This is a genomic window from Pleomorphomonas oryzae DSM 16300 (assembly GCF_000422965.1).
Classification (GTDB): Bacteria; Pseudomonadota; Alphaproteobacteria; order Rhizobiales; family Pleomorphomonadaceae; genus Pleomorphomonas; species Pleomorphomonas oryzae.
The window spans coordinates 169,921-193,640 of the sequence record NZ_AUHB01000003.1 but is presented as its reverse complement, the minus strand read 5'-3'; the positions used below and the strand labels follow the sequence as shown (position 1 = coordinate 193,640).

The 23,720-nt window shown below is 62.8% G+C and carries 24 protein-coding genes; 22 read left to right on the top strand and 2 right to left on the bottom strand.

Going from position 1 to position 23,720, the window contains the following annotated elements; translation table 11 throughout:
- The first annotated feature begins 74 nt into the window (after nucleotides 1–74).
- On the top strand, nucleotides 75–857 hold the full coding sequence (gene xth, locus G522_RS0106115; RefSeq protein ID WP_026790284.1) for an exodeoxyribonuclease III: 783 nt from the start codon (nucleotides 75–77) through the stop codon (nucleotides 855–857).
- A 92-nt stretch (nucleotides 858–949) separates the two neighbouring features.
- Here the strand turns inward: xth and G522_RS25805 are convergent, their stop codons facing one another.
- On the bottom strand, nucleotides 950–1,840 hold the full coding sequence (locus tag G522_RS25805; RefSeq protein ID WP_084632897.1) for a tetratricopeptide repeat protein: 891 nt from the start codon (nucleotides 1,838–1,840) through the stop codon (nucleotides 950–952).
- Nucleotides 1,841–2,648: 808 nt separating this feature from the next.
- Here G522_RS25805 and G522_RS0106105 point away from each other — a divergent pair.
- Entirely contained in the window at nucleotides 2,649–4,127 is a 1,479-nt protein-coding gene (locus G522_RS0106105; protein WP_036838452.1) for a protein adenylyltransferase SelO, read from the top strand.
- 1 nt (nucleotide 4,128) lies between these two features.
- Here G522_RS0106105 and G522_RS0106100 read toward each other — a convergent pair whose 3' ends face one another.
- The gene (locus tag G522_RS0106100) at nucleotides 4,129–4,500 is read right to left on the bottom strand and encodes an arsenate reductase (protein ID WP_026790282.1); all 372 of its coding nucleotides are present in this window, start codon (nucleotides 4,498–4,500) and stop codon (nucleotides 4,129–4,131) included.
- Nucleotides 4,501–4,789: 289 nt separating this feature from the next.
- Here G522_RS0106100 and G522_RS0106095 point away from each other — a divergent pair, with 289 nt between their 5' ends.
- From G522_RS0106095 to G522_RS0106000, 20 genes are all read left to right on the top strand, one after another.
- Entirely contained in the window at nucleotides 4,790–5,887 is a 1,098-nt protein-coding gene (locus tag G522_RS0106095) for a hydrogenase small subunit (protein ID WP_026790281.1), read from the top strand.
- A gap of 60 nt (nucleotides 5,888–5,947) precedes the next feature.
- Nucleotides 5,948–7,738 carry a nickel-dependent hydrogenase large subunit gene (locus G522_RS0106090; protein ID WP_026790280.1) on the top strand — a complete coding sequence of 597 codons (1,791 nt, stop codon included), beginning with the start codon at nucleotides 5,948–5,950 and terminating at the stop codon, nucleotides 7,736–7,738.
- Between the two features lie 28 nt (nucleotides 7,739–7,766).
- Nucleotides 7,767–8,480, top strand: coding sequence for a Ni/Fe-hydrogenase, b-type cytochrome subunit (gene cybH, locus G522_RS0106085; protein ID WP_245586613.1), 714 nt, complete (start codon nucleotides 7,767–7,769; stop codon nucleotides 8,478–8,480).
- Nucleotides 8,481–8,485: 5 nt separating this feature from the next.
- On the top strand, nucleotides 8,486–9,052 hold the full coding sequence (locus tag G522_RS0106080) for a HyaD/HybD family hydrogenase maturation endopeptidase (protein WP_026790278.1): 567 nt from the start codon (nucleotides 8,486–8,488) through the stop codon (nucleotides 9,050–9,052).
- A gap of 11 nt (nucleotides 9,053–9,063) precedes the next feature.
- On the top strand, nucleotides 9,064–9,357 hold the full coding sequence (hypC, locus tag G522_RS0106075) for a HypC/HybG/HupF family hydrogenase formation chaperone (RefSeq protein ID WP_026790277.1): 294 nt from the start codon (nucleotides 9,064–9,066) through the stop codon (nucleotides 9,355–9,357).
- A gap of 31 nt (nucleotides 9,358–9,388) precedes the next feature.
- Nucleotides 9,389–9,829, top strand: a complete 441-nt coding sequence (locus G522_RS0106070) for a thioredoxin domain-containing protein (RefSeq protein ID WP_026790276.1) — start codon at nucleotides 9,389–9,391, stop codon at nucleotides 9,827–9,829.
- Nucleotides 9,826–10,629: a hydrogenase expression/formation protein gene (locus tag G522_RS25800; protein WP_051228374.1), complete on the top strand. Its 804-nt coding sequence runs from the start codon at nucleotides 9,826–9,828 to the stop codon at nucleotides 10,627–10,629. Before G522_RS0106070 ends, G522_RS25800 begins: the two co-directional genes overlap by 4 nt.
- On the top strand, nucleotides 10,626–10,811 hold the full coding sequence (locus G522_RS0106060; RefSeq protein WP_026790275.1) for a rubredoxin: 186 nt from the start codon (nucleotides 10,626–10,628) through the stop codon (nucleotides 10,809–10,811). The genes G522_RS25800 and G522_RS0106060 overlap by 4 nt, the downstream gene beginning before the upstream one ends.
- Nucleotides 10,801–11,304, top strand: coding sequence for a [NiFe]-hydrogenase assembly chaperone HybE (gene hybE, locus G522_RS25795; protein ID WP_051228373.1), 504 nt, complete (start codon nucleotides 10,801–10,803; stop codon nucleotides 11,302–11,304). The genes G522_RS0106060 and hybE overlap by 11 nt, the downstream gene beginning before the upstream one ends.
- Nucleotides 11,301–12,284, top strand: a complete 984-nt coding sequence (locus G522_RS28855) for a hypothetical protein (RefSeq protein ID WP_051228372.1) — start codon at nucleotides 11,301–11,303, stop codon at nucleotides 12,282–12,284. Before hybE ends, G522_RS28855 begins: the two co-directional genes overlap by 4 nt.
- On the top strand, nucleotides 12,277–12,618 hold the full coding sequence (gene hypA / locus G522_RS0106045) for a hydrogenase maturation nickel metallochaperone HypA (RefSeq protein ID WP_026790274.1): 342 nt from the start codon (nucleotides 12,277–12,279) through the stop codon (nucleotides 12,616–12,618). The genes G522_RS28855 and hypA overlap by 8 nt, the downstream gene beginning before the upstream one ends.
- A complete protein-coding gene (gene hypB, locus G522_RS0106040) occupies nucleotides 12,618–13,544 on the top strand; it encodes a hydrogenase nickel incorporation protein HypB (protein ID WP_026790273.1) in 927 nt (308 codons plus the stop codon). The genes hypA and hypB overlap by 1 nt, the downstream gene beginning before the upstream one ends.
- A gap of 7 nt (nucleotides 13,545–13,551) precedes the next feature.
- Complete coding sequence (hypF, locus tag G522_RS0106035) at nucleotides 13,552–15,816, top strand: carbamoyltransferase HypF (protein WP_026790272.1); 2,265 nt, start codon at nucleotides 13,552–13,554, stop codon at nucleotides 15,814–15,816.
- A gap of 3 nt (nucleotides 15,817–15,819) precedes the next feature.
- Nucleotides 15,820–16,062 (top strand): HypC/HybG/HupF family hydrogenase formation chaperone, encoded by a 243-nt coding sequence (locus G522_RS0106030; protein WP_026790271.1) that lies wholly within the window; start codon nucleotides 15,820–15,822, stop codon nucleotides 16,060–16,062.
- Complete coding sequence (hypD, locus tag G522_RS0106025) at nucleotides 16,059–17,213, top strand: hydrogenase formation protein HypD (protein WP_026790270.1); 1,155 nt, start codon at nucleotides 16,059–16,061, stop codon at nucleotides 17,211–17,213. Before G522_RS0106030 ends, hypD begins: the two co-directional genes overlap by 4 nt.
- Nucleotides 17,210–18,256 carry a hydrogenase expression/formation protein HypE gene (gene hypE / locus G522_RS0106020; RefSeq protein WP_026790269.1) on the top strand — a complete coding sequence of 349 codons (1,047 nt, stop codon included), beginning with the start codon at nucleotides 17,210–17,212 and terminating at the stop codon, nucleotides 18,254–18,256. Before hypD ends, hypE begins: the two co-directional genes overlap by 4 nt.
- A 373-nt stretch (nucleotides 18,257–18,629) precedes the next feature.
- The gene (gene hyfB / locus G522_RS0106015; protein ID WP_026790268.1) at nucleotides 18,630–20,648 is read left to right on the top strand and encodes a hydrogenase 4 subunit B; all 2,019 of its coding nucleotides are present in this window, start codon (nucleotides 18,630–18,632) and stop codon (nucleotides 20,646–20,648) included.
- Nucleotides 20,639–21,592 (top strand): respiratory chain complex I subunit 1 family protein, encoded by a 954-nt coding sequence (locus tag G522_RS0106010; protein WP_026790267.1) that lies wholly within the window; start codon nucleotides 20,639–20,641, stop codon nucleotides 21,590–21,592. The genes hyfB and G522_RS0106010 overlap by 10 nt, the downstream gene beginning before the upstream one ends.
- A complete protein-coding gene (locus G522_RS0106005; protein ID WP_026790266.1) occupies nucleotides 21,592–22,254 on the top strand; it encodes a hydrogenase-4 component E in 663 nt (220 codons plus the stop codon). Before G522_RS0106010 ends, G522_RS0106005 begins: the two co-directional genes overlap by 1 nt.
- Entirely contained in the window at nucleotides 22,251–23,720 is a 1,470-nt protein-coding gene (locus tag G522_RS0106000; RefSeq protein ID WP_036838316.1) for a hydrogenase 4 subunit F, read from the top strand. Before G522_RS0106005 ends, G522_RS0106000 begins: the two co-directional genes overlap by 4 nt.

Here is a 23,720-nt window from a genome sequence, read left to right as displayed (position 1 = left end):
TGTGTGAGAAGGATTCGCGACAGGCGGAAAGGCGGGAATCGCCAGCGTTTGGACAGCGGGCCGGAGGGATTTGCATGCGCATCGCCACTTGGAACATCAACGGTGTTCGTGCCCGGATAGAGACCGCATCGGCTTGGCTGGAGAAAAGCCGCCCCGACATCGTCTGCCTTCAGGAAATCAAGTGCGTCGATGAAGCCTTTCCGGCGGAAGCCTTCGAGCGTCTTGGCTACAATGTCGCTTTGAACGGCCAAAAAGGGTTCAACGGCGTCGCAATCCTATCCTTGTTACCCTTTGATGAAGTCCGGCGTGGCCTGCCGGGAGACGACGCGGACATTCAGGCACGTTATATCGAAGCCGTGGTGTCGGTGCCGAGTGGAAGTCTGCGCGTGGCCTCCATCTACCTTCCGAACGGCAATCCGCCGGATACCGACAAGTACATCTACAAGCTCGCCTGGATGGACCGTCTCAGGCGATACGCCGCCGGTTTTTTGGCGCTTGAGGAAGCCACCCTGCTTTGCGGGGATTACAATATCATCCCCGAGCCGCGCGACTGTCATGATCCGGCCGTCTGGGCCGGCGACGCGCTGTTCCTGCCGCAAAGCCGAGCCGCCTTCCGGTCAATCATCAACCTCGGCTGGACGGATACATTGCGGGCCGTCGACGATCGGTCGGGCCGCTATACGTTCTGGGATTATCAGGCAGGAGCGCGACAAAGGAACTGGGGCATCCGGATCGACCATATCCTGGCATCCCCGCAGGCTGCCGACCGGGTTGCTGGCGTGGAGATCGAGGACGAAGTCCGGGATTGGGAGAAGCCATCCGACCATGTGCCGGTGGTGGCGGAAATCAGAGTCTGACGTCAATACCGCAGGTCAACGCTGCGACGGCGGATAAAAGCTCGGCCCGCCTGCCAGACAACGCCGATCGAACAAGGGCCGGCGCAGATCAATTATCGGGTGGTCGAGGCCTCGACGGCACGCTCCTGCGTGGCATAGGCCTGCGTGAAGGCGGCGTCATTGTCCACCAGCCACTGGTCGGCCAGCGCGATGGCCTTGCGACGCTCGTCCTCGCTGGCGAGCGAGAAGGCTTCTTCGTGCGCGGCGCGGATTTCGGCATCGTCGTGATGGGTGAGTTCAGCCCGCTTGAGGGCAATGGTCAGCCACATCAGGCCGTGCACCGGATTGGGTTCGATCTGATCGCCCTTGACCAGCATCTCGCCGAGCTTGGCCTGAGCATCGATCTGCCCCTTGCGGGCGGCAAGCAGAAACCAGCGGGCGGCCTGTCGGGGATCCTGGTCCACGCCAACGCCATCAAGATACATGGTGCCGAGCTTTAGCTGGGCCAGCGCATCACCAAAATAGGACGCCGCGTAAGTGAAGATCTCGCGAGCACGGTTGACGTTGGGAGAAATCGCCGAGTCGGCGATACCCGTCAGATAATAGGAGCCAACCTCGACGAAGGCGCTGGAGATGAATGGCGCATCCGGAGATGACGGTGAGTCCTCACCATGGGCGGAGATCAACTGACTGAAGAACTCGAAAGCCTTCATGTCGTCCTCTGCCACGCCATCGCCCTTGGCGTACATGCGGCCGAGTTTCCATTGAGCGGCAGGATGACCGCTTTGCGCGGCAGCCAGCAGCCCGGTCACCGCCTCGCGTTTGTCACCCGAATAATAAGCTCGGGTAGCCTCGCGCAGCGTGGACATGGTAGCGGCATCGCAGCACGCATCCTGATTTGTGGCGGCCTGCGGATCGAAGGCTAAGGCCTGCGAGCCGAACATCACCCCCAATGACAGGGCGACGGAGACCTTGCAGACAGTTCTGACACAGACACCCGACATGTTCACTCTCGGCGTTCCGCCCCGCCCGCTTCCGGTCGGCGATGCTCAGAGCACCGCACCATTCCGCGAACCTTCATGGGAAACATCTGGTGCATGGCACGGGCCACGGACAAGCTTTCCCACGCTTGTTTTACAGCAACAAAGTCAGGTTCGTTTATGGCTGAATAGGGGCAATTTATGCCTAATGATTTCTCCTTCCGCGAGTTTGACTGCGCTGTTGCGGAATCATCACAGCCATCAGCGGTCCAAGACAGGGCGCGGAGTGGTGCGGTCTACCAGGGAGCCTCCCTTCGGGAAGTCCGGACGTAAGCGCTTCACCTCATTTGTACCGACGGTTTGTCGCCACAGTACTTCCCCACCCCGGTCATCGATCCCTTTGGCCGTAATTTCAGCCCGGCCGATAGAATCGATCTTTCTCGCGCAGCGGAGGCCGAGGATGAAACAGATGCCGCAATCTCTGGATTTTTTTGAACCCGTAGCGCCAGGATTGGTACCCTAGCCCAACGATCTGGATACTAGAAATTCATGGTTATTTATAATGCGTTATAGCGATCTTCTAATGTTCTTAGTTAGATTCATTGTCAGCCTCCATTTTCACTTTCTTCCTTAGATTATTTACATAACTCACTGTTTTAATTCGATCTTATCGATTAGGCTTCTCACCCCGTCCGTCATTTGACGAAATGGTTGACGTCTTGCAGGTCTCTATCCAGAACTCTACGTAGAAGGCATCTGAGCCGGCCAAGTGTCCGGTAGCCGCCCCACGTTGCCGAGACCGCCATCGACGGTCGGATTCGAGGAGCTGTTCGTGCCGCTCTCCATCGCCTTCGACAATAGCTATTCGCGCCTGCCCAACCGCTTCTACGAGCGCGTGCGCCCTGAAGTGGCGCCGTCGCCGGGGCTGCTTGTACTGAACACAACGCTGGCTGCGGACCTCGGCCTCGACGCCGAAGCCCTTGCTTCACCCGATGGCGTCGCCGCCCTGGCCGGCTCGGAGATACCTGCCGGCGCCGACCCGATCGCACTTGCCTATGCAGGTCACCAGTTCGGTCATTTCGTACCGGCACTCGGCGATGGCCGCGCGATATTGCTCGGCGAGATCGTCGCCCCTGACGGACGGCGCCTCGACCTTCAACTAAAGGGCTCGGGCCGCACCGCCTTTTCACGGCGCGGCGACGGCAAGGCGGCGGTCGGCCCCGTCTTGCGCGAGTATCTCATCAGCGAGGCAATGGCAGCGTTCGGTATTCCGACGACACGATCGCTTGCGGCCGTGGCGACCGGCGAGACGGTTCTGCGTGAGCGCCCCCTTCCCGGCGCGGTCCTGACGCGCGTCGCGTCGAGCCACATCCGAGTCGGGACCTTCCAATATTTTGCGCACCGCTCCGACGAGGATGGCGTCCGCCGCTTGGCCGATTATGCGATCGATCGGCTCTATCCCGATATAGCGGGGGCCGACGCCCCTTACGCCATGCTGTACGAGCGCGTCGTCCAGCGGCAGGCACGGCTCATCGCCCTTTGGCTGTCCGTCGGTTTCATTCACGGCGTGATGAACACCGACAACATGGCAATCTCCGGCGAGACCATCGATTATGGCCCATGTGCCTTCATGGACGCCTATGACCCCGGCATGGTGCTCAGCTCCATCGATCGACAAGGTCGCTACGCCTATGGACGGCAGCCGCAGATCGCCCAATGGAATCTGGCCCGCCTTGGCGAGTGCCTGCTGCCTCTGCTTTCCGACGATCGCGACAAGGCGGTGCAGTTGGTCGTGGATCGGCTGAGCGGTTTTGCCAGCCAATTCGAGACGGCCTATTTCGGGCAATTTCTTGAGAAGCTCGGTATTGCAGAGGAACGACCGGGGGATCGGGATCTCGTGACCGGCCTGTTCTCTATCATGCAGATGGGACGGGCCGATTTTACACTCACCTTTCGCCGCCTCGCCGATCTCGTCGATCCGAAGGCCGATACAGAAGCCTTCCTATCGCTATTTGGTGGCAATGCCGGCGTTGAACCCTGGCTGAAGCTGTGGCGGGAACGGTTAGCTACGGGTAATCGCTCGCCGCGCGAGATCGCAGCGGCGATGCGGGCGATCAATCCGGCGATCATTCCGCGCAACCACCAGGTCGAGAAGGCGCTCGACGCCATCATCGAAGGGAGCGACGGGGCAGCCTATATTCGCTTGCTGCAGGCGGTGACGCGTCCCTTCGAGGATCGGCCGGAAGATGCCGACCTCGCCCAGCCGCCGCGCCTCGAAGAGCGCGTGGCGGCGACCTTCTGCGGCACCTAGCTTATGGCGCCGGGTTGGATGGATCGAAGCTGGCAATGAAGGATTCGTCCGAGAAGCCAATGATCAGCTTGCCGCCGTCAGCCTCGATAATCGGGCGACGGATCATGCTCGGCTTTTCCATCATCAAAGCGATGGCGCTCTCGTTGTTGAGACTGGCCTTCGTCGTTTCCGGCAGGCCGCGAAACGTCAAGCCGCCCTTGTTGACCACGTGTTCCCAGCCGCCGGCCCGCGACACCCAATTTGCCAGCTTGTCGCCGGCAATGCCCGACATCTTATAATCGTGAAAACTGTAGGCGATGTCGTGTTCGTCGAGCCAGGCGAAAGCCTTCTTCATGGTGTCGCAGTTCTTGATTCCAAAGACGGTAACAGGCATCGCTCAACCTCTTGATTGCACCCGGCTCGCCCTCTTAATGCCGGTCCGGACACTTCGGTTCATACGAAGAGACACGTATGCTGCATCTCTGCCGGTAGCCTATCCCATTATTCCGACATGGAAAACCGGACACGTGTAGTCATCACTACGATTTGTGGTCTGGACCCATTCTTAACTGCAGCATAACCTGCATGAGCGTTTGCTAATGTTCGCGAGTCGCGGCACGCGATGCCTTGCCGGCACCTGAGCGTCCGATCGTCAGCGTTGGCTCGCTTTTCGGGGGAGCAGCATGGGTTCGGCGACCGAGACCTTTTATGACGTGATCCGCAGGCAAGGGATCACGCGGCGAAGCTTTGTCAAATTCTGCAATCTGACGGCGGCGAGCCTCGGGCTTGGCCCGGTGGCGGCGACCCAGATTGCCCAAGCGCTTGAAACCAAGCCCCGCATTCCGGTCATCTGGATGCACGGGCTCGAGTGCACCTGCTGCTCGGAAAGCTTCATTCGCTCGGCGCATCCCTTAGTCAAGGACGTCGTCCTGTCCATGGTTTCGCTCGACTATGACGACACGCTCATGGCGGCAGCCGGCCATCAAGCCGACGCGATCCTTCAGGAGACCCGCGAGAAATACAAGGGCGGCTACATCCTGGCCGTCGAGGGCAATCCGCCGCTCAACGAAGACGGCATGTATTGCATCGACGGCGGGCGACCCTTCGTTGAAAAACTCAAGGAAATGGCCGATGGCGCCATGGCGGTGATCGCCTGGGGGGCCTGCGCCTCCTGGGGCTGCGTGCAGGCGGCCAAACCCAATCCGACGCAAGCGGTGCCGATTGACAAGGTGATCCGCGACAAGCCGATCATCAAGGTGCCGGGCTGTCCGCCGATCGCCGAGGTGATGACCGGCGTCATCAGCTACATCCTCACCTTCGGCAAAATGCCTGAGCTCGACCGTCAGGGGCGGCCGAAGATGTTCTATTCGCAGCGCATTCACGACAAATGCTACCGCCGGCCGCACTTCGATGCCGGTCAGTTTGCCGAGAGCTGGGACGACGAAGGCGCGCGCAAGGGCTATTGCCTCTACAAGATGGGCTGCAAGGGACCGACCACCTACAACGCCTGCTCCACGGTGCGGTGGAACGGCGGCGTCTCCTTCCCCATCCAATCAGGCCATGGCTGTATTGGTTGTTCGGAAGAAGGCTTCTGGGACAAGGGGTCGTTCTACGACCGGCTGACGACCATCCGTCAGTTCGGGATCGAGGCGACGGCCGACAAGATCGGCTTGACCGCCGCGGGTGTCGTTGTTGCCGGCGTGGCGGTGCATACGGCGGCAACCGCCGTCAAGCGCCTGACCAGCAAGCACGACCATCACCGCCGTAACGACCATCAGTGACAACCGGCGCGCGGGTGCGCTTGCGCCCCGCCGGCTATTCCAGCAACGGGACAATTCTCCATGGGTATCGAAACCCCCAATGGCTTCAAGCTCGACAATGCCGGCCGCCGCATCGTCGTCGACCCGGTCACCCGCATCGAGGGCCATATGCGCGTCGAAGTGAATGTCGACGCCGACAACGTCATCCGCAATGCCGTTTCGACCGGCACCATGTGGCGCGGTATCGAAGTCATTCTCAAAGGGCGCGACCCGCGTGATGCCTGGGCGTTCACCGAACGCATTTGCGGTGTCTGCACCGGCACGCACGCCCTGACCTCGGTGCGCGCCGTCGAGAACGCGCTCGGCATCAATATTCCTGAGAATGCCAACTCGATCCGCAATATCATGCAGCTGACGCTGCAGGTGCACGACCATCTCGTTCACTTCTACCACCTGCATGCGCTCGACTGGGTGGACGTCGTCTCGGCCCTGTCGGCCGACCCCAAGGCCACCAGCGCGCTGGCCCAATCGATTTCCGACTGGCCGCTCTCCTCGCCTGGCTATTTCCGTGATCTGCAGGGCCGGCTGAAGAAGTTCGTCGAAAGCGGACAGCTCGGTCCGTTCAAGAATGGCTACTGGGGTCACGCAGCCTACAAGCTGCCGCCGGAAGCCAACCTGATGGCGGTCGCCCATTATCTGGAAGCGCTCGATTTCCAGAAGGAGATCGTCAAGATCCACACCGTCTACGGCGGCAAGAACCCGCACCCCAACTGGCTGGTGGGCGGCGTCCCCTCGCCGATCAACGTTGACGGCGTCGGCGCCGTCGGCGCCATCAATATGGAACGCCTCAACCTCGTCTCGTCGATCATCGACCAGGCGATCACCTTCACCGAGCAGGTCTACATACCCGATCTCAGGGCGATCGGCTCCTTCTACAAGGATTGGCTGCACGGCGGCGGCCTGTCGTCCACTTCGGTCATGAGCTATGGCGACATTCCCGAGCATGCTAACGACTATTCGGAAGCCTCGCTGAAGTTGCCGCGCGGCGTCATCCTGAACGGCAAGCTCGATGAGATCCACCCGATCGACCTGACCAATCCCGACGAGGTACAGGAGTTCGTCACTCACTCCTGGTACAAATATCCGGACGAGACCAAGGGGCTGCATCCCTGGGACGGCGTCACCGAGCCGCACTTCGAACTCGGCCCCAATGCCCGTGGCACCAAGACCAACATCGAGGCGCTGGACGAGGCGGCCAAATACTCCTTCATCAAGTCGCCGCGCTGGAAGGGCCATGCCGTCGAGGTGGGGCCGCTCGCCCGCTACGTCATCGGCTACGCCCAGGGCAAGGCCGAGTTCAAGGAGCCAGTCGACAAGCTGCTGACCGATCTCGGTCTGCCGCTCACCGCGCTGTTCTCGACGCTCGGCCGCACGGCGGCGCGAGCGCTCGAATGTCAGTGGGCCGCGCATCAATTGCGTTACTTCCAGGACAAGCTCGTCGCCACCATCAAGGCCGGCGACCTTTCCACGGCCAACACCGACAAGTGGACGCCGGACACCTGGCCGAAGGAAGCCAAGGGCGTCGGCTTCACCGAGGCACCGCGTGGCGCGCTCGGTCACTGGATCAAGATCAAGGACGGCAAGATCGACAACTACCAGGCCGTCGTGCCGACAACCTGGAACGGCTCACCGCGTGATCCCCAGGGCAACATCGGCGCCTTCGAAGCGGCGCTGCTCGACACGCCCATGGCCGATCCGGAGAAGCCGCTCGAAATCCTGCGGACGCTGCATTCCTTCGATCCGTGTCTTGCCTGTTCCACTCACGTGATGAGCGAAGACGGCCAGGACATGGCCACCGTCACCGTCCGCTGAGGGCAAAGCCATGGCACATGACGCGAAGATGCTCACCGGCGTAATGGACGCCACCGATGACGTCATCGTCTCCGGTCCGTCCATCTACGTCTACGAGGCACCGGTGCGCCTCTGGCACTGGGGCAACGCTCTCTGCATTACCATCCTGGCGGTGACCGGCTATTTTATCGGCTCGCCGCCGCCGACCATGTCGGGCGAAGCGTCCGACAGCTTCCTGTTCGGCTACATCCGCTTTTCCCACTTCGCTGCCGGGCAGGTGCTGGCCGTCGCCTTCCTTGCCCGCATCCTCTGGGCCTTCTGGGGCAATAAATACTCGCGCCAGATCTTCTATCTGCCGGTCTGGGAGAAGACTTGGTGGAAGGGCGTCGTCCGCGAAGCGCGCTGGTACCTGTTCCTCGAGAAAGAACCCTACAAATACATCGGCCATAACCCGCTCGCCCATACGGCGATGTTCGCGATGTTCACGCTGTTCAATCTCGGCATGATCATCACCGGTTTTGCCTTGTATTCCGAGGGTGCCGGTCGCGACAGCTGGCAGGCCAAAGCGTTCGGTTGGGTGTTCGATATCTGGCCGAATTCACAGGATGTCCACACCCTGCACCACCTGGGCATGTGGGTGATCGTCATCTTCGCCATCGTCCACATTTACGCGGCGGTGCGTGAGGACATCATGAGCCGCCAGACCATGATATCCACAATGATCTCCGGCGAGCGGCAGTTCCGCGACGAGCGCGAGGGCTGAGCGGCATGACAGCTCTGGTATTGGGGATCGGCAACATTCTCTGGGCCGATGAGGGCTTCGGCGTCCGTGCCGTCGAGGCTTTCCATCGGCTCTATGCCATGGCCGATGGCGTCGATCTGCTCGATGGCGGCACGCAGGGGCTTTACCTCGTCAATCGGGTCGCCGAGGTAGAGCGTCTTCTGGTGTTCGACGCCATCGATTACGGTCTTAAGCCCGGTACGCTGAAGGTGGTGACCGGCGATGAAGTGCCGAAGTTCACCGGTGCCAAGAAGATGAGCCTGCATCAGACCGGGTTTCAGGAGGTTCTGTCTGCGGCTGACTTGATGGGCCATTACCCCAAGGACATCGCCCTCATTGGCTGCCAGCCGCTTGATCTCGAGGATTGGGGAGGTCCGCTGACAGCGCCGGTCGCGACCAGCATCGAGCCGGCGCTTGCGGCAGCCGTCGGCATTCTCGCGGCGTGGGGCGTTGCGCCGATGCGGCGAGCGGCTCCCCTGCCCCCTGAAAGCGGTCTGCTTGCCAACGATATCGATCGTGCCGCTTACGAACGGCCACGTGCCGGTCTGGCCTAAGGAAATAGATTATGTGCCTGGGTCTGCCAATGACCGTCATCGACGGCGACGATTTCTCCGCCCTTTGCGAGTGGCAGGGCGAGAAGCGGCGCGTATCGACGCTGCTGGTTGGTCGACAAACGGTAGGAACCCATTTGTTGGTTCACCTCGATAGCGCCGTGCGCGTCCTTGATACCGCAGAGGCTGAGGCGATCGGTCGGGCACTCGACGGACTAGCCGCTGCCGCCGAAGGGCGAGCCTTTGAGCATCTCTTCCCCGACCTGATCGACCGCGAGCCGGAGCTGCCGGCGCACCTGAGGAAGTAAGGCTGACGGCCTTCGACCCGACGAGGAACACATGTCCGCATTGATCGCCGCCCTCGCCAGTCGTCATGGGCTTCCCACCATCGACGCCGAAACGTTCAACACCTTCCTGGCACCGGCCGCCGGCGAGCCGGAGCACGCACTGCTGTTTTTCACAGGTGATCCCGACCAGCGGACCGACAGCGGCGATGTTGCCGTGGTTCTGCCGGAACTGCTGGCGGCCTTTCCAAGCCAGTTTCGCGCCGGCGTGGTTGCGCGTTCGGCTGAGGCGGCGCTGAAGGCCCGCTGCCAAGTCGAGATTTTTCCGTCCTTAGTCGTGCTGCGCAGAGAAACGGTGCTCGATGTGTTGCCGCGCATCCGTGATTGGAGCGAATATCTCGATCGTCTCGGAGCGACGCTGAGCCCCAATGCGCTGCCGTTTTCAGCGCCGGAACGCGTCGGGATTACCACAAGCAACCGGAGGGCCGACGCGTGACGATCGAATTCCCATCTTCGGGCCGTACGACCGGTACAGGCACCCTCGCCTTCCTCGCCACGACAGACGCTGAGGCGTTGATCGCCCGCTGTCCCGCCGTCGCGCGTCTTTTGCCGGAGATGGTCAGCGCCTTGGGGCGTCAGACCGCGACAGCGCCGGGTCTTCTGTTCGATCTCGCTCCTCTTAGCGACGACGAAAGGCTGCTGCTCAGCGAAATTCTCGGCGAAGGCGAAGTGGCTGCCACGGTGGCGCTTCCCGACGGTGTGGTGGCTGAAATTACCGAGAGTATCTTTGCCGGCCTATGGCGTGTCCGTTTTCTTGGCCCTGACAACAGGATCGTTGCCGACTATGCTGAGGTTTCGGCCGTGCCGCAGGCGATACGCCGCGCCGCGGCGATGACATTGCCGCATCTTGATCTCGACGCCCTGCCCAGCGGCGTGATGAACGCACCGGCCGTGCTGGCCGAGATCGCCAATCGGGCCGAGCGCTATCAGTTTGGTGAGCCCAACCATGTCATCTCGCTTACGCTTCTGCCCATGCTGCCGGAGGATCTCGACATCCTGGTCGATCGGCTCGGCAGCGGCCCGGTGAAAATCATCTCGCGCGGCTATGGCAGTTGCCGGGTTCAGGCGACGGCGATCCACAATGTCTGGTCGGTGCAGTTCCTTAACGCCATGGATGCCATTCTGCTCGACACCCTTGAAATCGGCGATGTACCTGCCGCGGCCCAGGCGGCTGTGGAGGACTTTCGCGACTCGGCCGTTCGTCTCCGCGAGATCGGCGAGGCCTACTTCCAATGAACGAGAGCGTGGCGGCTCGTTGGGAGTGCAGTGTTTGCTGGACGGTGTATGATCCGGCCGAAGGTGACGACGTGGCGCAAATAGCGCCCGGCACGCCCTTTCAAACGCTGCCGGACGATTGGCGTTGCCCTCACTGCGATGGGCCAAAGCTCAAGTTCATGAGGATCGACGATGACCGCTGACGCGTTCCTGTCCAGCCTCGATGACGAGAATCTCGTCGGCCGTCTTGCTGGCTTCTGGCGCGCTGCCGACAGCCGCATGGCCGGTCTTCCGGTTCATAATCCGGCGCTGGCCGTGATGGTGACACCGGTCCGGCGCTTCGGCCGTTTCCGTTTCGCTGCCGTGGTGACGCCCTGGTGCATGACTATCGTCGCCGTAGCCGACACCGGCATCAAACTGCCTCCCGACGGTGTTACGCTACGGCTCGAACTGCCGGCCGGAGATGTCGATTTCGTGGTGGCGTCGATGGATGACGGCAGCCGTTACGGCACAGCATCCCTGTTCTCGCCAATGGACGAATTCGACGACCAAGTGGCGGCTGAGGCCGTCGCCTTCGCGGCGCTTGACGAATTGTTGGGAGATGTCGAATCGTCGGAAATCGAATCCCTCTCCGTCAATCTGGACCGCCGACGTCTCCTTGGCTTCGGACGTGGAACGCCGGAGAACGGCCAATGAGTGGCTTCGATCCCGGCCGCATCACCGTCGAATTCTCCTTGATCAACGGGGCGGTGGCCGATGCGGCGATCCGTTCGGCGCGCCCGCTGTCGCTGGCCTCGCGCTTCGCCGGACGGCCCATCGAACAGGCGGTGGAGGCGGTCGGCCTCGTCAACGCCGTTTGTGGCGTGTCGCACGCTGCCGCGCTGACCTTTGCTGCCGCGGCGGCCGGCGCTCGCACCATAGGCCGGGAAGAGGTGGACCGCTGGCACGTTCGTCTGGCGGCCGAGCGCATCGCCGAGCATCTGCGCGAGCTGGTCCGTCTTGCGCCGGTCGCCGCCTTCCCGATCGTACGCGATGCCCTTGAAGCCGCGCGCAAGGCGGCCCGGACTGGTGTCGCCGGCGACGATATCAGGGCCATTGGAACGGCCTTCGGCCTTGTGCCGGACTGGTTGCCGGCGCTGCCGGAGCATCCCTCTCCGCCGGACGCTCTGACCGCCGCGGACGACACCTCCGTCGTGGCCGCGGTGGAGGCCGAGGCCGAGTTTGCCGCCCAGCCGTTTCTCCCTGGCCGACACCCCGAAACAGGACCGGCAGTCCGTCTTGGTTGGTCAGCCTCGGTGCCGGGCGCCACCGACGCCGCTCGCCTCGTCGAGGCTGAAGAGGCACTCGGTATTCTTCTGAACGGCGCGAGCAATGGACCAGATTTTACCGCCTGGCTTACTGCAAGTCGGACGCAGAACCATACGGGATACGCCTCAGTGGAAAGTCCACGCGGCAGGTTATATTATTTTGCCGTGGTGCAAGGAGATGGACGGCTCCGAGACGCCCGCGTTGTCGCTCCCACGGAATGGAACTTCCATCCCGATGGACCGTTTGCGCGTGCCCTCGCAGGGTTCCGGCCAGCCGGTGACGCTGTGGCGGCAATAGCCCGGTTGGCGGCGCAATTCTCTCCCTGCGTTGCGGTGGATGTCGTTCCGAATGGGGCGACCGATGCATGAGATGTCGCTTTGCGAGGCGGTCGTCGAGATTGCCGTCGAGGAAGCGAGAAAGAACGGCGCCGCGCGGATTCGAGCGGTGATCCTGGAGGTGGGCGTTCTCGGTCATGTCGATCCTGAGGCCTTGGTCTTCTGCTTTTCGGCCGTCAGCCACGGCACCCTTGCGGAGAATGCAAGGCTGATCATCGACCGCGTTCCCGGCAGTGGCTGGTGCCTCGACTGTGCTAAGACGGTGCCTATGACCGAACGCTTTGGTGCCTGCCCTGACTGCGGGCGCCGGCACGTGCAGATGAGCAGCGGTGACGAGCTCAGGCTGCGCGAACTGGAGGTGGAGTGATGTGTAACGAATGCGGCTGCGGCTCGGGTGGCACCGGCTACAAGATCAACGGCAAGACGCCGGCCGAGCTGCATGGTCATGCGCATGATCATCCGCATGACCATGATCACGAGCATAGTCACGATCATCATCACGACCACGATCACCCGCATGATCACGACCACCCACACGATCATTCCCATGATCATGAGCATCATCATCACGTGCACGCCGCGCCGCTTGCTGCCGTGCATCAGCCGAGCGTCGATAGCGAGCGGGTAATCCGCATCGAGCGCGATATTCTCGCCAAGAACAATGATGTCGCGCGACAGAATCGCGCCCGTCTTGCCGCCACCGGTACCTTGGCACTCAACCTGATGTCGTCACCGGGTTCCGGCAAGACGACGCTGCTGGTTCGCACCATCGAGGATCTCAAGGCGAAGTTTCCGATCGCCGTCATCGAGGGCGACCAGCAGACCGACAACGACGCCGAGCGCATCCGGGCAACCGGCGCCCGCGCTGTTCAGATCAATACCGGCAAAGGCTGCCACCTCGAAGCCGGCATGGTGGGTGCCGCGCTCGATGACATCAAGGCGGAACCCGGCGGCCTTCTGTTCATCGAGAATGTCGGCAACCTCGTTTGTCCGGCCGGCTTCGATCTCGGGGAAGCGCACAAGGTGGTGGTGCTCTCGGTCACCGAGGGTGAAGACAAGCCGCTCAAATATCCCGACATGTTCGCCGTCGCCGACTTGCTGCTTCTCAACAAGGCGGACCTGTTGCCGCATCTGAAGTTTGACGTTGGCCGATGCCTCGCAGCGGCGCTCACGGTCAACCCGCACCTGCAGACCCTGGTGGTTTCCGCCGAGACTGGCGAGGGCATGGCGGCCTTCTATGCCTGGATCGAGGCGCGTGCGACACTTTCCCGCGCCGCCGCCGTTCGAGCCTGACCGAACGATGACCGCCGCGCCCGCCCCCGACGCCTTCGCCCCCGTGGTGCGCCTTTTCCTCAAGGTGAACGGCGCCGTGCAGGGGGTGGGAATGCGGCCGTTCGTGCATCGTCTCGCCACGGAGTGCGGTCTTTCGGGCTATGTCCGCAATGGCGCCGATGGCGTCACCATCGAAGTGGAAGGGGCGCGCGTCGAGGAGTTCGTAACGCGCCTCCAGTCGGAAGCCCCGCCGCTTGCCCGCATCGACACGGTCCACCGCGAGGAACGGCCGGTCATCGGCAATAGCGACTTCCTCATCCGCGAGAGCCTCCAAGGCGAGACGATGACACGCATCGTGGCGGATGCTGCCACATGTGACGCCTGCCTCGGCGAGCTGTTCAACCCGGCGAGCCGTTATTTCGCCTATCCCTTCGTCAATTGCACCCATTGTGGCCCGCGCTACACCATCACCCGCCGCCTGCCCTATGATCGGCGACAAACATCGATGGCCTCCTTTCCAATGTGCCCCGATTGCGCGGCGGCCTACACCGATGTGCGGGACCGGCGTTTCCATGCCGAGCCGGCCGCCTGCCCCATCTGTGGACCGAAGCTAAGCCATCTCGTTTCCGAGATTGCCGCAGCAGTCCAGGCTGGCCGCATCGTGGCGCTGAAGGGTATCGGCGGATTCCATCTCGTCTGCGATGGCCGCAATGCCGATGCGGTCGCGGCGCTCCGGGCGCGGAAGGCTCGCGAATTCAAACCCTTCGCGCTGATGGTGGCGAATGCCGCCTCGATCTCCGCGGTCGCCGAAGCATCGCCGGAAGAGCTTAGGCTCTGTTCGTCGGTTGCCCGGCCGATCGTCCTGATGTCGGCCAAGCCTGGTGTGCTGGCACCTTCTGTCTCGCCCGGCCTTGTTCGCGTCGGCGTTATGCTTGCCTACGCACCCGTGCATCATTTGTTGTTCGCCACGCTTGCCGGCCATGATTTCGCTCACCACGATCCGCACGCAGTCAACAATTTCGTGCTGGTCGCGACGTCGGCCAACCCCGGCGGCGAGCCGCTGGTGGTAGACGACGCGGACGCGAACCGCCGCCTGGCCGGCATTGCCGATCTGATCGTTACCCACGATCGCGCCATCGTGGTGCGTGCCGACGATAGCGTGACGCAGGTGATCGCCGGCGCGCCGAGCTTTTTGCGCCGCGCACGCGGCTACGTTCCCGAGCCGATCGCCCTCGCCGAGGATGGACCTGCAACCCTCGCCCTCGGTGCCCACCTCAAATCCACGGTAACGCTGACGCGCGGCCGCGAGGCTTTCGTTTCCCAGCACGTCGGCGATCTCGACACCGCAGAGACGCTGAAATTCTACCGCGAGACGATTGCCCATCTCATCGACATCGTGGGCGTGAAGCCGGAACTGATCGCCTCAGACCTCCATCCTGACTATCGCTCCAGCCAGATGGCCGAGGAGTTCGGCCTGCCGATCGTTCGCGTGCAACACCATGCCGCGCATGTGGCGGCAGTGGCGGCGGAAGCGGGACATGACGGCCCGGCGCTGGGGCTGGCTCTCGACGGTCATGGCCTCGGCGATGATGGCGGGGCCTGGGGCGGCGAACTGCTCGTGGTTGAGGGTGCGCGGCATCGTCGCCTCGGTCATCTGTCGCCGCTACCGTTGCCGGGTGGCGATCGTGCAGCCCGTGAGCCGTGGCGCATGGGTGTCGGTGCGCTAGCCGCTGTCCGCCAAACCGGTCTTGCAACAACCCTCTTCCCTGATCGGCCGCTGGCCGGACCGATCGCTGACCGCATCGCCTCGGGCGCCGACCGGCTTTCCACCACCTCGCTTGGCCGACTGTTCGACGCGGCGGCGGCGCTTCTCGGCGTTCGTGCCGTTCAGGATTACGAGGGACAGGCGGCGATGGAGCTGGAGGCTCTGGTTGACGATCCGGTCGCACTTGCTGGCGGCTTCACGCTCAATGACGGCATTCTGTCCTTCATGCCGCTTCTTGCCCACTTTGCCCTCGCCCGTCCCGATGCACGAGCCGGTGCATCGCTGTTCCATGGCACGTTGATCGAAGGATTCGCCGCGCTCGCCCGCCATGGGGTCAACGCCACAGGCCTTCAGTCGATCGCACTCGGTGGCGGCTGCCTGATGAACCGCGTGCTTGCCGAAGGCCTTTCGGCCGCACTTACCCAATCCAACCTTACCCCCCTCCTCGCCCGGCGCCTGCCGGCCAACGACGGCGGCCTTTCCTTTGGACAGGCCATCCTCGCGCGCCGAGCCTTCTCGGAGATCTGACCCATGTGCCTTGCTGTCCCCGCCCTCGTTACCGAGCTCCTACCCGACAACATGGCCAAGATCAGCCTCGACGGCGTATCGATGACCGTTTCCGTCGCGCTGGTGAAGAATGTCGCCGTCGGCGACTATGTCATCGTTCATGTCGGCTACGCGCTATCCAAGGTCGACCCCGACGAAGCGCGGCGGACGCTCGATCTGCTCGATGAGGCGCGCGGTATGTCGCTCGCCGCCGGAGGGGCCCGATGAAATACGTCGACGAATATCGCGACGGCGACAAGGCGCGCGACCTCGCGGCAGTCATTGCCGCCGAAGTGCACCCCGACCGCTCCTACGCCTTCATGGAGTTCTGTGGTGGTCATACCCACGCGATCTCCCGCTATGGCATCGAGGATCTGCTGCCGAAGAACGTGCGCATGATCCACGGCCCCGGCTGCCCGGTCTGCGTGCTGCCGATCGGCCGCATCGACGACGCCATTCGCCTAGCGAAGCGTTCTGAGGTCACGCTCTGTACCTATGCCGACCTGATGCGCGTGCCGGCCTCCGGCGGCCTCAGCCTGATGAAGGCCAAGGCGGCAGGGTCCGATATCCGCATGGTCTACTCGTCGCTCGATGCCATCCGCATCGCCGAGACCAATCCCGATCGTCAGGTGGTGTTCTTCGCCATCGGCTTCGAGACGACGACACCGCCCACCGCAGTGGCGCTGAAGACCGCCGAAGCCAAAGGACTCAAGAATTTCTCGATCTACTGCAATCATGTGCTGACGCCGGTCGCCATGCGGGCCATCCTCGAAATGCCGCCGACACCGGACGAACCGCCGATTGCCATTGAAGGCTTCGTTGGTCCGTCCCATGTCTCGGCGATCATCGGCATGGATCCCTATCGGGTGTTCGCCCGCGACTACCACAAGCCAGTGGTGATCTCCGGCTTCGAGCCGCTCGACGTGATGTATTCCATCCTGATGCTGGTACGGCAGGTCAACGAGCAGCGGGCGGAAGTGGAGAACCAGTATATCCGCGCGGTGAAAACCGAGGGCAATCGCGTGGCCATCGACCTCTGCGACGAGGTGTTCGAATTGCGCGACAGCTTCGAGTGGCGCGGTCTGGGCGCCGTACCAAAGAGCGCGCTAAAGCTCCGCGATGCCTATGCCTTCTATGACGCAGAAAAGCGTTTCGCCGTCGAGACGCAGCCGGCCGAGGACAATCCTGCCTGCGAATGCGGCGCCATCTTGCGCGGCCAGAAGAAGCCGGCCGACTGCCGTCTGTTCGGTACCGTCTGCACGCCGGAGACGCCGACCGGCGCCTGCATGGTGTCATCAGAGGGCGCTTGCGCCGCCCACTGGACCTATGGCCGATTCCGCACGCGCCAGACCGACGCCGGCCTTCGGAGAAGTGCATGACCAAGACCTTTCGCCGCAAACTCGATCTGAAGGCAGGTCGAGTCGATATGAGCCATGGTGCCGGCGGTCGCGCCATGGCCGAATTGATTTCCTCCATCTTCAAGGATGCCTTCGGCAACGAGTTGCTCGAACAGGGTAACGATCAGGCGAGTTTCCCGACGCCGGTCGGCGGCCGCATGGTGATGACCACCGACGGCTATGTCGTGTCGCCAATCTTCTTCCCCGGTGGCGACATCGGTTCGCTTGCCGTCCACGGCACCGTCAACGACCTCGCCATGGCCGGGGCGAAACCGCTCTATCTCTCCGCCAGCTACATCATCGAGGAAGGTTTTCCGCTCGGCGATCTGAAGCGCATCGCCGATTCCATGGGCGCAGCGGCCAAGGCGGCCGGCGTGATGATCGTCACCGGCGACACCAAGGTAGTGGAGCGTGGCAAGGCGGACGGTGTGTTCATCTCGACGGCTGGCGTCGGCGTAGTGCCGGAGGGCCTTGCGCTGTCCGGCGATCAAGCCCGCCCGGGCGACAAGGTGATCGTTTCCGGCTCGATGGGCGACCACGGCGTCGCCATCATGTCGAGCCGTGAAAACCTCACGTTCGAAACGGAGATCTTGTCCGACAGCGCAGCGCTCAACGGCCTCGTCGAGGCGATGGTGGCAGCTGCCGGGCCTCATCTACGCTTGATGCGCGACCCGACGCGCGGCGGCCTTGCGGCCACGCTCAACGAACTCGCCCATCAATCGGCTGTCGGCTTCCGTATCATTGAAGACCGGATTCCGATCAAGCGACAGGTGGCCGCAGCCTGCGAACTCCTGGGGCTTGACCCGCTCAATGTCGCCAACGAGGGCAAGCTCGTCGCCGTGGTGGCCGCCGAGGCGGCGGAGGCGCTGGTGGAGGCCATGCGATCGCATCCGCTCGGAACGGACGCGGCGATCATTGGCGAGGCGGTCGAGGACGACCAGCATTTCGTGCAAATGACCACCGGCTTTGGTGGCGGGCGTATTGTCGATTGGCTGGCCGGCGAGCAGTTGCCGCGCATCTGCTGAGGCGTTGTCACGGTTCCCCAGACACCGTTCGGCCGAACGTCATGCGAGCAAATACTTATGCGCGCGAGGGATGCCGCGACTTCCCTGCAACAGCATCCCGGCGTTGGCTCAACTGAATTGATTGAATACCAACAAACAATTTCGGCAGAGCCATCGAGCCGGTATGCTTCGGCCAATCCTTGAGTCTTTCATGACAGCCGCTTCGTCCGACGCCGACACCGGTCGCGCCGGGATCGCGGTTCCCGCACCGATCGGAGCGGGTTCGCCGGCGCCCATCGCCGCCTCGACGAGCAGATGCGTAAGCGTCGTCGCACGTTGATCTCACGGAGCCGCCGGAAGCGGTCCGAAACCCATTCGGGGAACGAAAGTGATAATGCCGATCGCAGCGGCCCTTCTGAGTGTCGCCGGCTTGGCCGGCGTCGCCGTGGTGGCGACGATCCTCGCCGCCCAGCGTCGCGCCTGGGCGACACCGATCGTCTACGGCGCGAGCTTGATCCTCGCCGCCGTGCTGCTGATGTGTGGTCTCCTCGCCCTTTTGGGTGGCAGCGCTTTTCAAGGCGCCGTGCATCTGCCGGTCGGCCTGCCCTGGATCGGCGCATATTTCGCGCTCGACCCGCTCAGCGCCGCCTTCCTGGTCATTGTCGATTTTGGCGCTGTGGTCGCCTCGTTCTACGCCATAGGCTATGGCGCCCACGAGGAGGAGCCCGGCCGCGTGCTCCCCTTCTTTCCGGCCTTCCTCGCCGGCATGAATCTGGTGGTACTCTCGGCCGATGCCTTTGGTTTCCTGGTCGCCTGGGAGTTCATGTCGCTCAGTTCCTGGGCTCTGGTGATGGCCCATCATCACGACGCGGAGAACCGCCGCGCCGGCTACGTCTATCTGTTGATGGCCTCCTTCGGCACGCTGATGCTGCTGCTCGCCTTCGGTCTGTTGGCCGGTCCGGATGGTGATTATGCCTTCTCGGCCATTCGCACCGCCCATCACGTGCCCTGGCTCGCCGGCCTGGTTTTGGTGCTGATGCTGCTGGGTGCCGGTTCCAAGGCCGGCCTCGTGCCGCTACACGTCTGGCTGCCACTCGCGCATCCGGCAGCGCCCAGCCATGTGTCGGCGCTCATGTCGGGCGTCATGACCAAGGTGGCGGTCTACGGCTTCATTCGCGTCGTGTTCGACCTTGCAGGTGAACCTGCCTGGTGGTGGGCGGTGCTGGTTCTGATCCTTGGGTCCGGATCGGCAGTGCTCGGCGTGCTCCATGCCGTCCTGCAGCGCGATCTCAAACGTCTTCTCGCCTACTCGACAGTCGAGAATGTCGGCATCATTTTCATTGGCCTTGGTCTCGGTCTCGCCTTCAAGACCAATGACATGACGGGCGCGGCGGCGCTGGCGGTCGCCGCTTCGATCTTCCACGCCTTCAACCATTCGCTGTTCAAGAGCTTGCTGTTCTTCGGAGCCGGCAATGTGCTTACCGGCACGGGCGAACGCGACATCGAAAAACTGGGCGGTCTCGTCCACCGCATGCCGGAGACGGCCTATCTGTTTCTTGGCGGCTGCCTTGCCATCTCGGCGTTGCCGCCGCTCAACGGCTTCGTCTCGGAATGGCTGATCCTGCAGGCCATCCTCCTCAGCCCTGACGTGCCGCAGTGGGCGCTCCGTTTCCTGATACCGGCTTCGGGCGCCATGCTGGCGCTCGCTGCCGCCCTTGCCGCCGCCTGCTTCGTGCGGGCCTTCGGCATCACCTTCCTGAGCCGGCCACGCTCGCCGGCCGCCGAGACGGCGCATGAGGTCAGCCGTTGGCAGATCCGCGCAATGTACGCTCTTCTCATCATCTGCCTGATTGCCGGCGTCTTCCCCGGCCCGTTCCTCGATGCCCTGTCGCCGGTATCGCAGATGCTGGTGAGCGGTGCCATGCCGAAGCAGCCGATCCTGCCGCACCTGTCGATCATTCCGATTTCCGAGAGCCGCAGTTCCTATTCCGGCTTCCTGGTCTTCTTCTTCATCCTGATGGCGAGCTGGGCGGCGATCCGCGTCATTCATAATTTTGCCTCCCGCGCCGTGCGCCGCGCGCCGCCCTGGGACTGCGGCTTTCCCGATGCTTCACCGGTGACCCAGTACACAGCTGACAGTTTCGCTCAGCCAATTCGCCGGGTGTTCGGCCCGATCGCCTTCCGCGCCAAGGTCAGCCAGACCATGCCGCCGCCCGGCGACATGGCCCCGGCCCGCTTGACGCTGTCGCTTCGCGATCTGGTCTGGGAGTTCATCTACGAACCGCTCGAAAGCGTCGTGCTCTACGCGGCGGAGCGGCTCAATATCCTGCAATTCCTGACGATCCGCAGCTATCTCAGCCTCGTTTTCGCGGCGCTGGTTCTTCTCCTGGTTCTGGTGGCAACATGGGCCTGATCCTCGCCATTCTCATTCAGGGCGTGCAGATGGTGCTGGTGCTGGCGCTCGCCCCGGGCCTCGTCGGCTTCACACGCAAGGTGAAGGCGCGTCTTCTTCGCCGGCAAGGGCCGTCGGTCTTGCAGCCTTACCGAGACCTCCTGCGCCTCGTGCGCAAGGAAGCGGTGCTGGCCGACAATGCATCCTGGCTGTTCCGCAACGCACCCTACCTGATCTTTGCTACCACCTGGGTGGCGGCGGCACTGGTACCGACATTTGCCGCTGGACTGCACTTCTCCTGGGCGGCCGATCTCATCGCCATCACTGCGTTGCTCGGCTCGGCACGCTTCTTTCTGGCGCTCGCCGGCATGGATATCGGCACAGCGTTCGGCGGCATCGGCTCGAGCCGCGAGATGCTGTTCGCCACACTGGCCGAGCCGGCGATGATCATGATCGTGTTTACGGTGGCGCTGGTTGCCGGTTCGACGCAGCTTTCGACGGTGGCCGAGTTCATGGTCCATCACAGCACGCTGCGCGTCTCGCTCGGTCTCGCACTGATCGGACTGATCATCGTGGCGCTGACGGAAAACGCCCGCGTGCCCGTCGACAATCCGGCCACCCATCTCGAACTCACCATGGTGCATGAGGCAATGGTGCTGGAATATTCAGGACGGCACCTGGCAGTGATCGAACTCGCAGCGGCGCTGAAACTCCTGCTCTACATCTCACTGATTGCCTGCATTTTCGTCCCCTGGGGCATGGCTAGCCAGGACGACGGCGTCCTCGGCATGCTTGTCGGTGTCGTCACCTGGGTCGGCAAGCTCACCGTCGGCGGTTTCCTGATGGTGCTCTTCGAGACGGCGATCGCCAAGATGCGGGTGTTCCGTGTGCCGGAATTCGTCGGCGGCGCGCTGATGCTCGGCTTTCTCGGCACCCTGCTGCTGTTCGTTTCGCGGAGCTTCTGATGGAACGCTTTTCCCTCGACGCTGCGCATCTTCTCGCCGGAGGCATGGTCCTGGTGAGCTTCATGATGCTCTACCAGAATCGCATTCTCGGCCTGCTCAACGTGTTTGCGGCGCACGCGGTTGTGCTGTCGCTCTCCGTTGCCTGGCAAGCCTATGTCCAGTCGGCGCCGCACCTCTTCGTAACGGCTGCTATCGCTTTGATCCTCAAGGCGATCATCATTCCGGTGGCGCTCCACCATATGGTGCTGCGGCTCGGTGTCCATCGCGACATCGAGACGGTGGGCGGCATCGGCCCGACCATGCTGATGGGCATCGGCCTGGTGGCGCTTTCCATGGTCGTGATGCTGCCGGCCGCCGCCGAAGCTGATCCGATCGCCCGCGAAGACTTGGCGCTCGCCCTCTCGGTGATTCTGCTCGGCCTCCTGATGATGGTGACGCGTCAGAATGCCATTAGCCAGATCGTCGGCTTCATGAGCCTTGAAAATGGGTTGGTGCTGGCAGCCACCGGCGCCCGGGGCATGCCGCTGGTGGTCGAGATTTCCGTCGCCTTTTCGGTGTTGGTCGCCTTCATCGTCATCGGCGTGTTCCTGTTCCGCATCCGCGAACGCTTCGACACCATCGATACCCAAGCCCTCGACGACTTCCGGGAGGGCCGGGAATGAGCTCGTTTCTGAATATGCTCCCCTTTGCGCCGATCGACGCTCTGCTCGTGGTACCCGGCGTTGCCGCGCTGCTTCTGACATTGATCCCGCAATACCGGCTCGGTGCGCGCGTCAACATGCTGGCGTCAGGCATCACCTTCCTGTTCGCCCTGACATTGCTCATCGAGCGGCCGGATCCGACGGTCAGTTTCCTGTTCGTCGACGACCTCAACGTCGTGTTCGTCGTGCTGGGCACTTTTGTGGGGTTCACCACCTCGATCTTCTCGGCGAGCTACATCGGGCACGAAATCGAGATCGGCCGGCTGAAGCCGGGCTACATCCGCTTCTACCACGGCATGTACCAAGCGCTTTCCTTCTCGATGAACCTCGGTCTGACGGCCAACAATGTCGGCTTGATGTGGGTGGCGGTGGAGCTTGCCACGCTGACCACCGTGCTGATGGTCGGCCTTTACCGCACACAGGCGGCGTTGGAAGCGGCCTGGAAATACTTCATTCTCGGCTCGGTCGGCATTGCCCTCGCCCTGTTCGGCACCATCCTGATCTACATGGCCGCCCGGCCGGTGATCGGCGAGGGCCACGACGCGATGGTGTGGACCTCATTGATCGCCAATGCCCCGAAGTTCAGCCCAGAGCTACTTAACGTCGCCTTTGTGTTCCTGATGCTTGGCTACGGCACCAAGGTCGGTCTCGCGCCATTGCATGCCTGGTTGCCTGACGCCCATGCGGAGGGCCCGACACCGATCTCAGCGGTGCTGTCGGGCCTCCTGCTCAACGTGGCGCTCTATGCACTGTTGCGCTTCAAGATGCTGCTCGCCGCCAATCCCCTTGCAGTGGCGCCGGGACCGCTCCTGGTGACGCTCGGCTTGGTATCGCTGATCTTTGCGGCCTTCATGCTGTACCTCAGGCGCGACATCAAGCGGCTGTTCGCCTACTCGTCGATCGAGCACATGGGGCTCATCGCCTTCGCGTTCGGCATGGGCGGGCCGCTTGCCAACTTTGCCGGCCTCTTGCACATGACCATGCATTCGCTGACCAAGTCGGCTATCTTCTTTGCCGTCGGACAGGTGGCACAGGTCAAGGGAACGCAGAAGATCGCCGATATCAGGGGCCTCACCGAGAGCCATCCGACACTCGGCTGGAGCCTCATCGTCGGCGTCGCCGCCATTGCCGGCCTGCCGCCCATGGGCATCTTTACCAGCGAGTTCCTGCTGGTGAGTTCGACCTTTGCCCGTCAGCCGCTGCTGGCCATACCGCTGGTCATTGGCCTGCTCCTTGCCTTTGGCGCGCTGATCTGGCGGCTGACCGGCATTGCTTTCGGCAAACCATCACCCAGCGTTGTCGACGCCGGCCGGCACCCCTCGATGTTGCCGCTCATCATTCATCTTGTTCTGGTGCTGATCGCTGGTCTCTATCTGCCGGGTCCGCTGGTCGCCTGGTTCCAGAACGTCGCGCGGATGTTGGGGTGA

Excerpts from the sequence above, each read along its gene's own strand:
- xth (WP_026790284.1), top strand. The coding sequence starts at position 75 with ATGCGCATCGCCACTTGGAACATCAACGGTGTTCGTGCCCGGATAGAG.
- G522_RS25805 (WP_084632897.1), bottom strand. The coding sequence starts at position 1,840 with ATGTCGGGTGTCTGTGTCAGAACTGTCTGCAAGGTCTCCGTCGCCCTG.
- G522_RS0106100 (WP_026790282.1), bottom strand. The coding sequence starts at position 4,500 with ATGCCTGTTACCGTCTTTGGAATCAAGAACTGCGACACCATGAAGAAG.
- G522_RS0106095 (WP_026790281.1), top strand. The coding sequence starts at position 4,790 with ATGGGTTCGGCGACCGAGACCTTTTATGACGTGATCCGCAGGCAAGGG.
- G522_RS0106090 (WP_026790280.1), top strand. The coding sequence starts at position 5,948 with ATGGGTATCGAAACCCCCAATGGCTTCAAGCTCGACAATGCCGGCCGC.
- cybH (WP_245586613.1), top strand. The coding sequence starts at position 7,767 with ATGCTCACCGGCGTAATGGACGCCACCGATGACGTCATCGTCTCCGGT.
- G522_RS0106080 (WP_026790278.1), top strand. The coding sequence starts at position 8,486 with ATGACAGCTCTGGTATTGGGGATCGGCAACATTCTCTGGGCCGATGAG.
- hypC (WP_026790277.1), top strand. The coding sequence starts at position 9,064 with ATGTGCCTGGGTCTGCCAATGACCGTCATCGACGGCGACGATTTCTCC.
- G522_RS0106070 (WP_026790276.1), top strand. The coding sequence starts at position 9,389 with ATGTCCGCATTGATCGCCGCCCTCGCCAGTCGTCATGGGCTTCCCACC.
- G522_RS0106060 (WP_026790275.1), top strand. The coding sequence starts at position 10,626 with ATGAACGAGAGCGTGGCGGCTCGTTGGGAGTGCAGTGTTTGCTGGACG.
- hybE (WP_051228373.1), top strand. The coding sequence starts at position 10,801 with ATGACCGCTGACGCGTTCCTGTCCAGCCTCGATGACGAGAATCTCGTC.
- G522_RS28855 (WP_051228372.1), top strand. The coding sequence starts at position 11,301 with ATGAGTGGCTTCGATCCCGGCCGCATCACCGTCGAATTCTCCTTGATC.
- hypA (WP_026790274.1), top strand. The coding sequence starts at position 12,277 with ATGCATGAGATGTCGCTTTGCGAGGCGGTCGTCGAGATTGCCGTCGAG.
- hypB (WP_026790273.1), top strand. The coding sequence starts at position 12,618 with ATGTGTAACGAATGCGGCTGCGGCTCGGGTGGCACCGGCTACAAGATC.
- hypF (WP_026790272.1), top strand. The coding sequence starts at position 13,552 with ATGACCGCCGCGCCCGCCCCCGACGCCTTCGCCCCCGTGGTGCGCCTT.
- G522_RS0106030 (WP_026790271.1), top strand. The coding sequence starts at position 15,820 with ATGTGCCTTGCTGTCCCCGCCCTCGTTACCGAGCTCCTACCCGACAAC.
- hypD (WP_026790270.1), top strand. The coding sequence starts at position 16,059 with ATGAAATACGTCGACGAATATCGCGACGGCGACAAGGCGCGCGACCTC.
- hypE (WP_026790269.1), top strand. The coding sequence starts at position 17,210 with ATGACCAAGACCTTTCGCCGCAAACTCGATCTGAAGGCAGGTCGAGTC.
- hyfB (WP_026790268.1), top strand. The coding sequence starts at position 18,630 with ATGCCGATCGCAGCGGCCCTTCTGAGTGTCGCCGGCTTGGCCGGCGTC.
- G522_RS0106010 (WP_026790267.1), top strand. The coding sequence starts at position 20,639 with ATGGGCCTGATCCTCGCCATTCTCATTCAGGGCGTGCAGATGGTGCTG.
- G522_RS0106005 (WP_026790266.1), top strand. The coding sequence starts at position 21,592 with ATGGAACGCTTTTCCCTCGACGCTGCGCATCTTCTCGCCGGAGGCATG.
- G522_RS0106000 (WP_036838316.1), top strand. The coding sequence starts at position 22,251 with ATGAGCTCGTTTCTGAATATGCTCCCCTTTGCGCCGATCGACGCTCTG.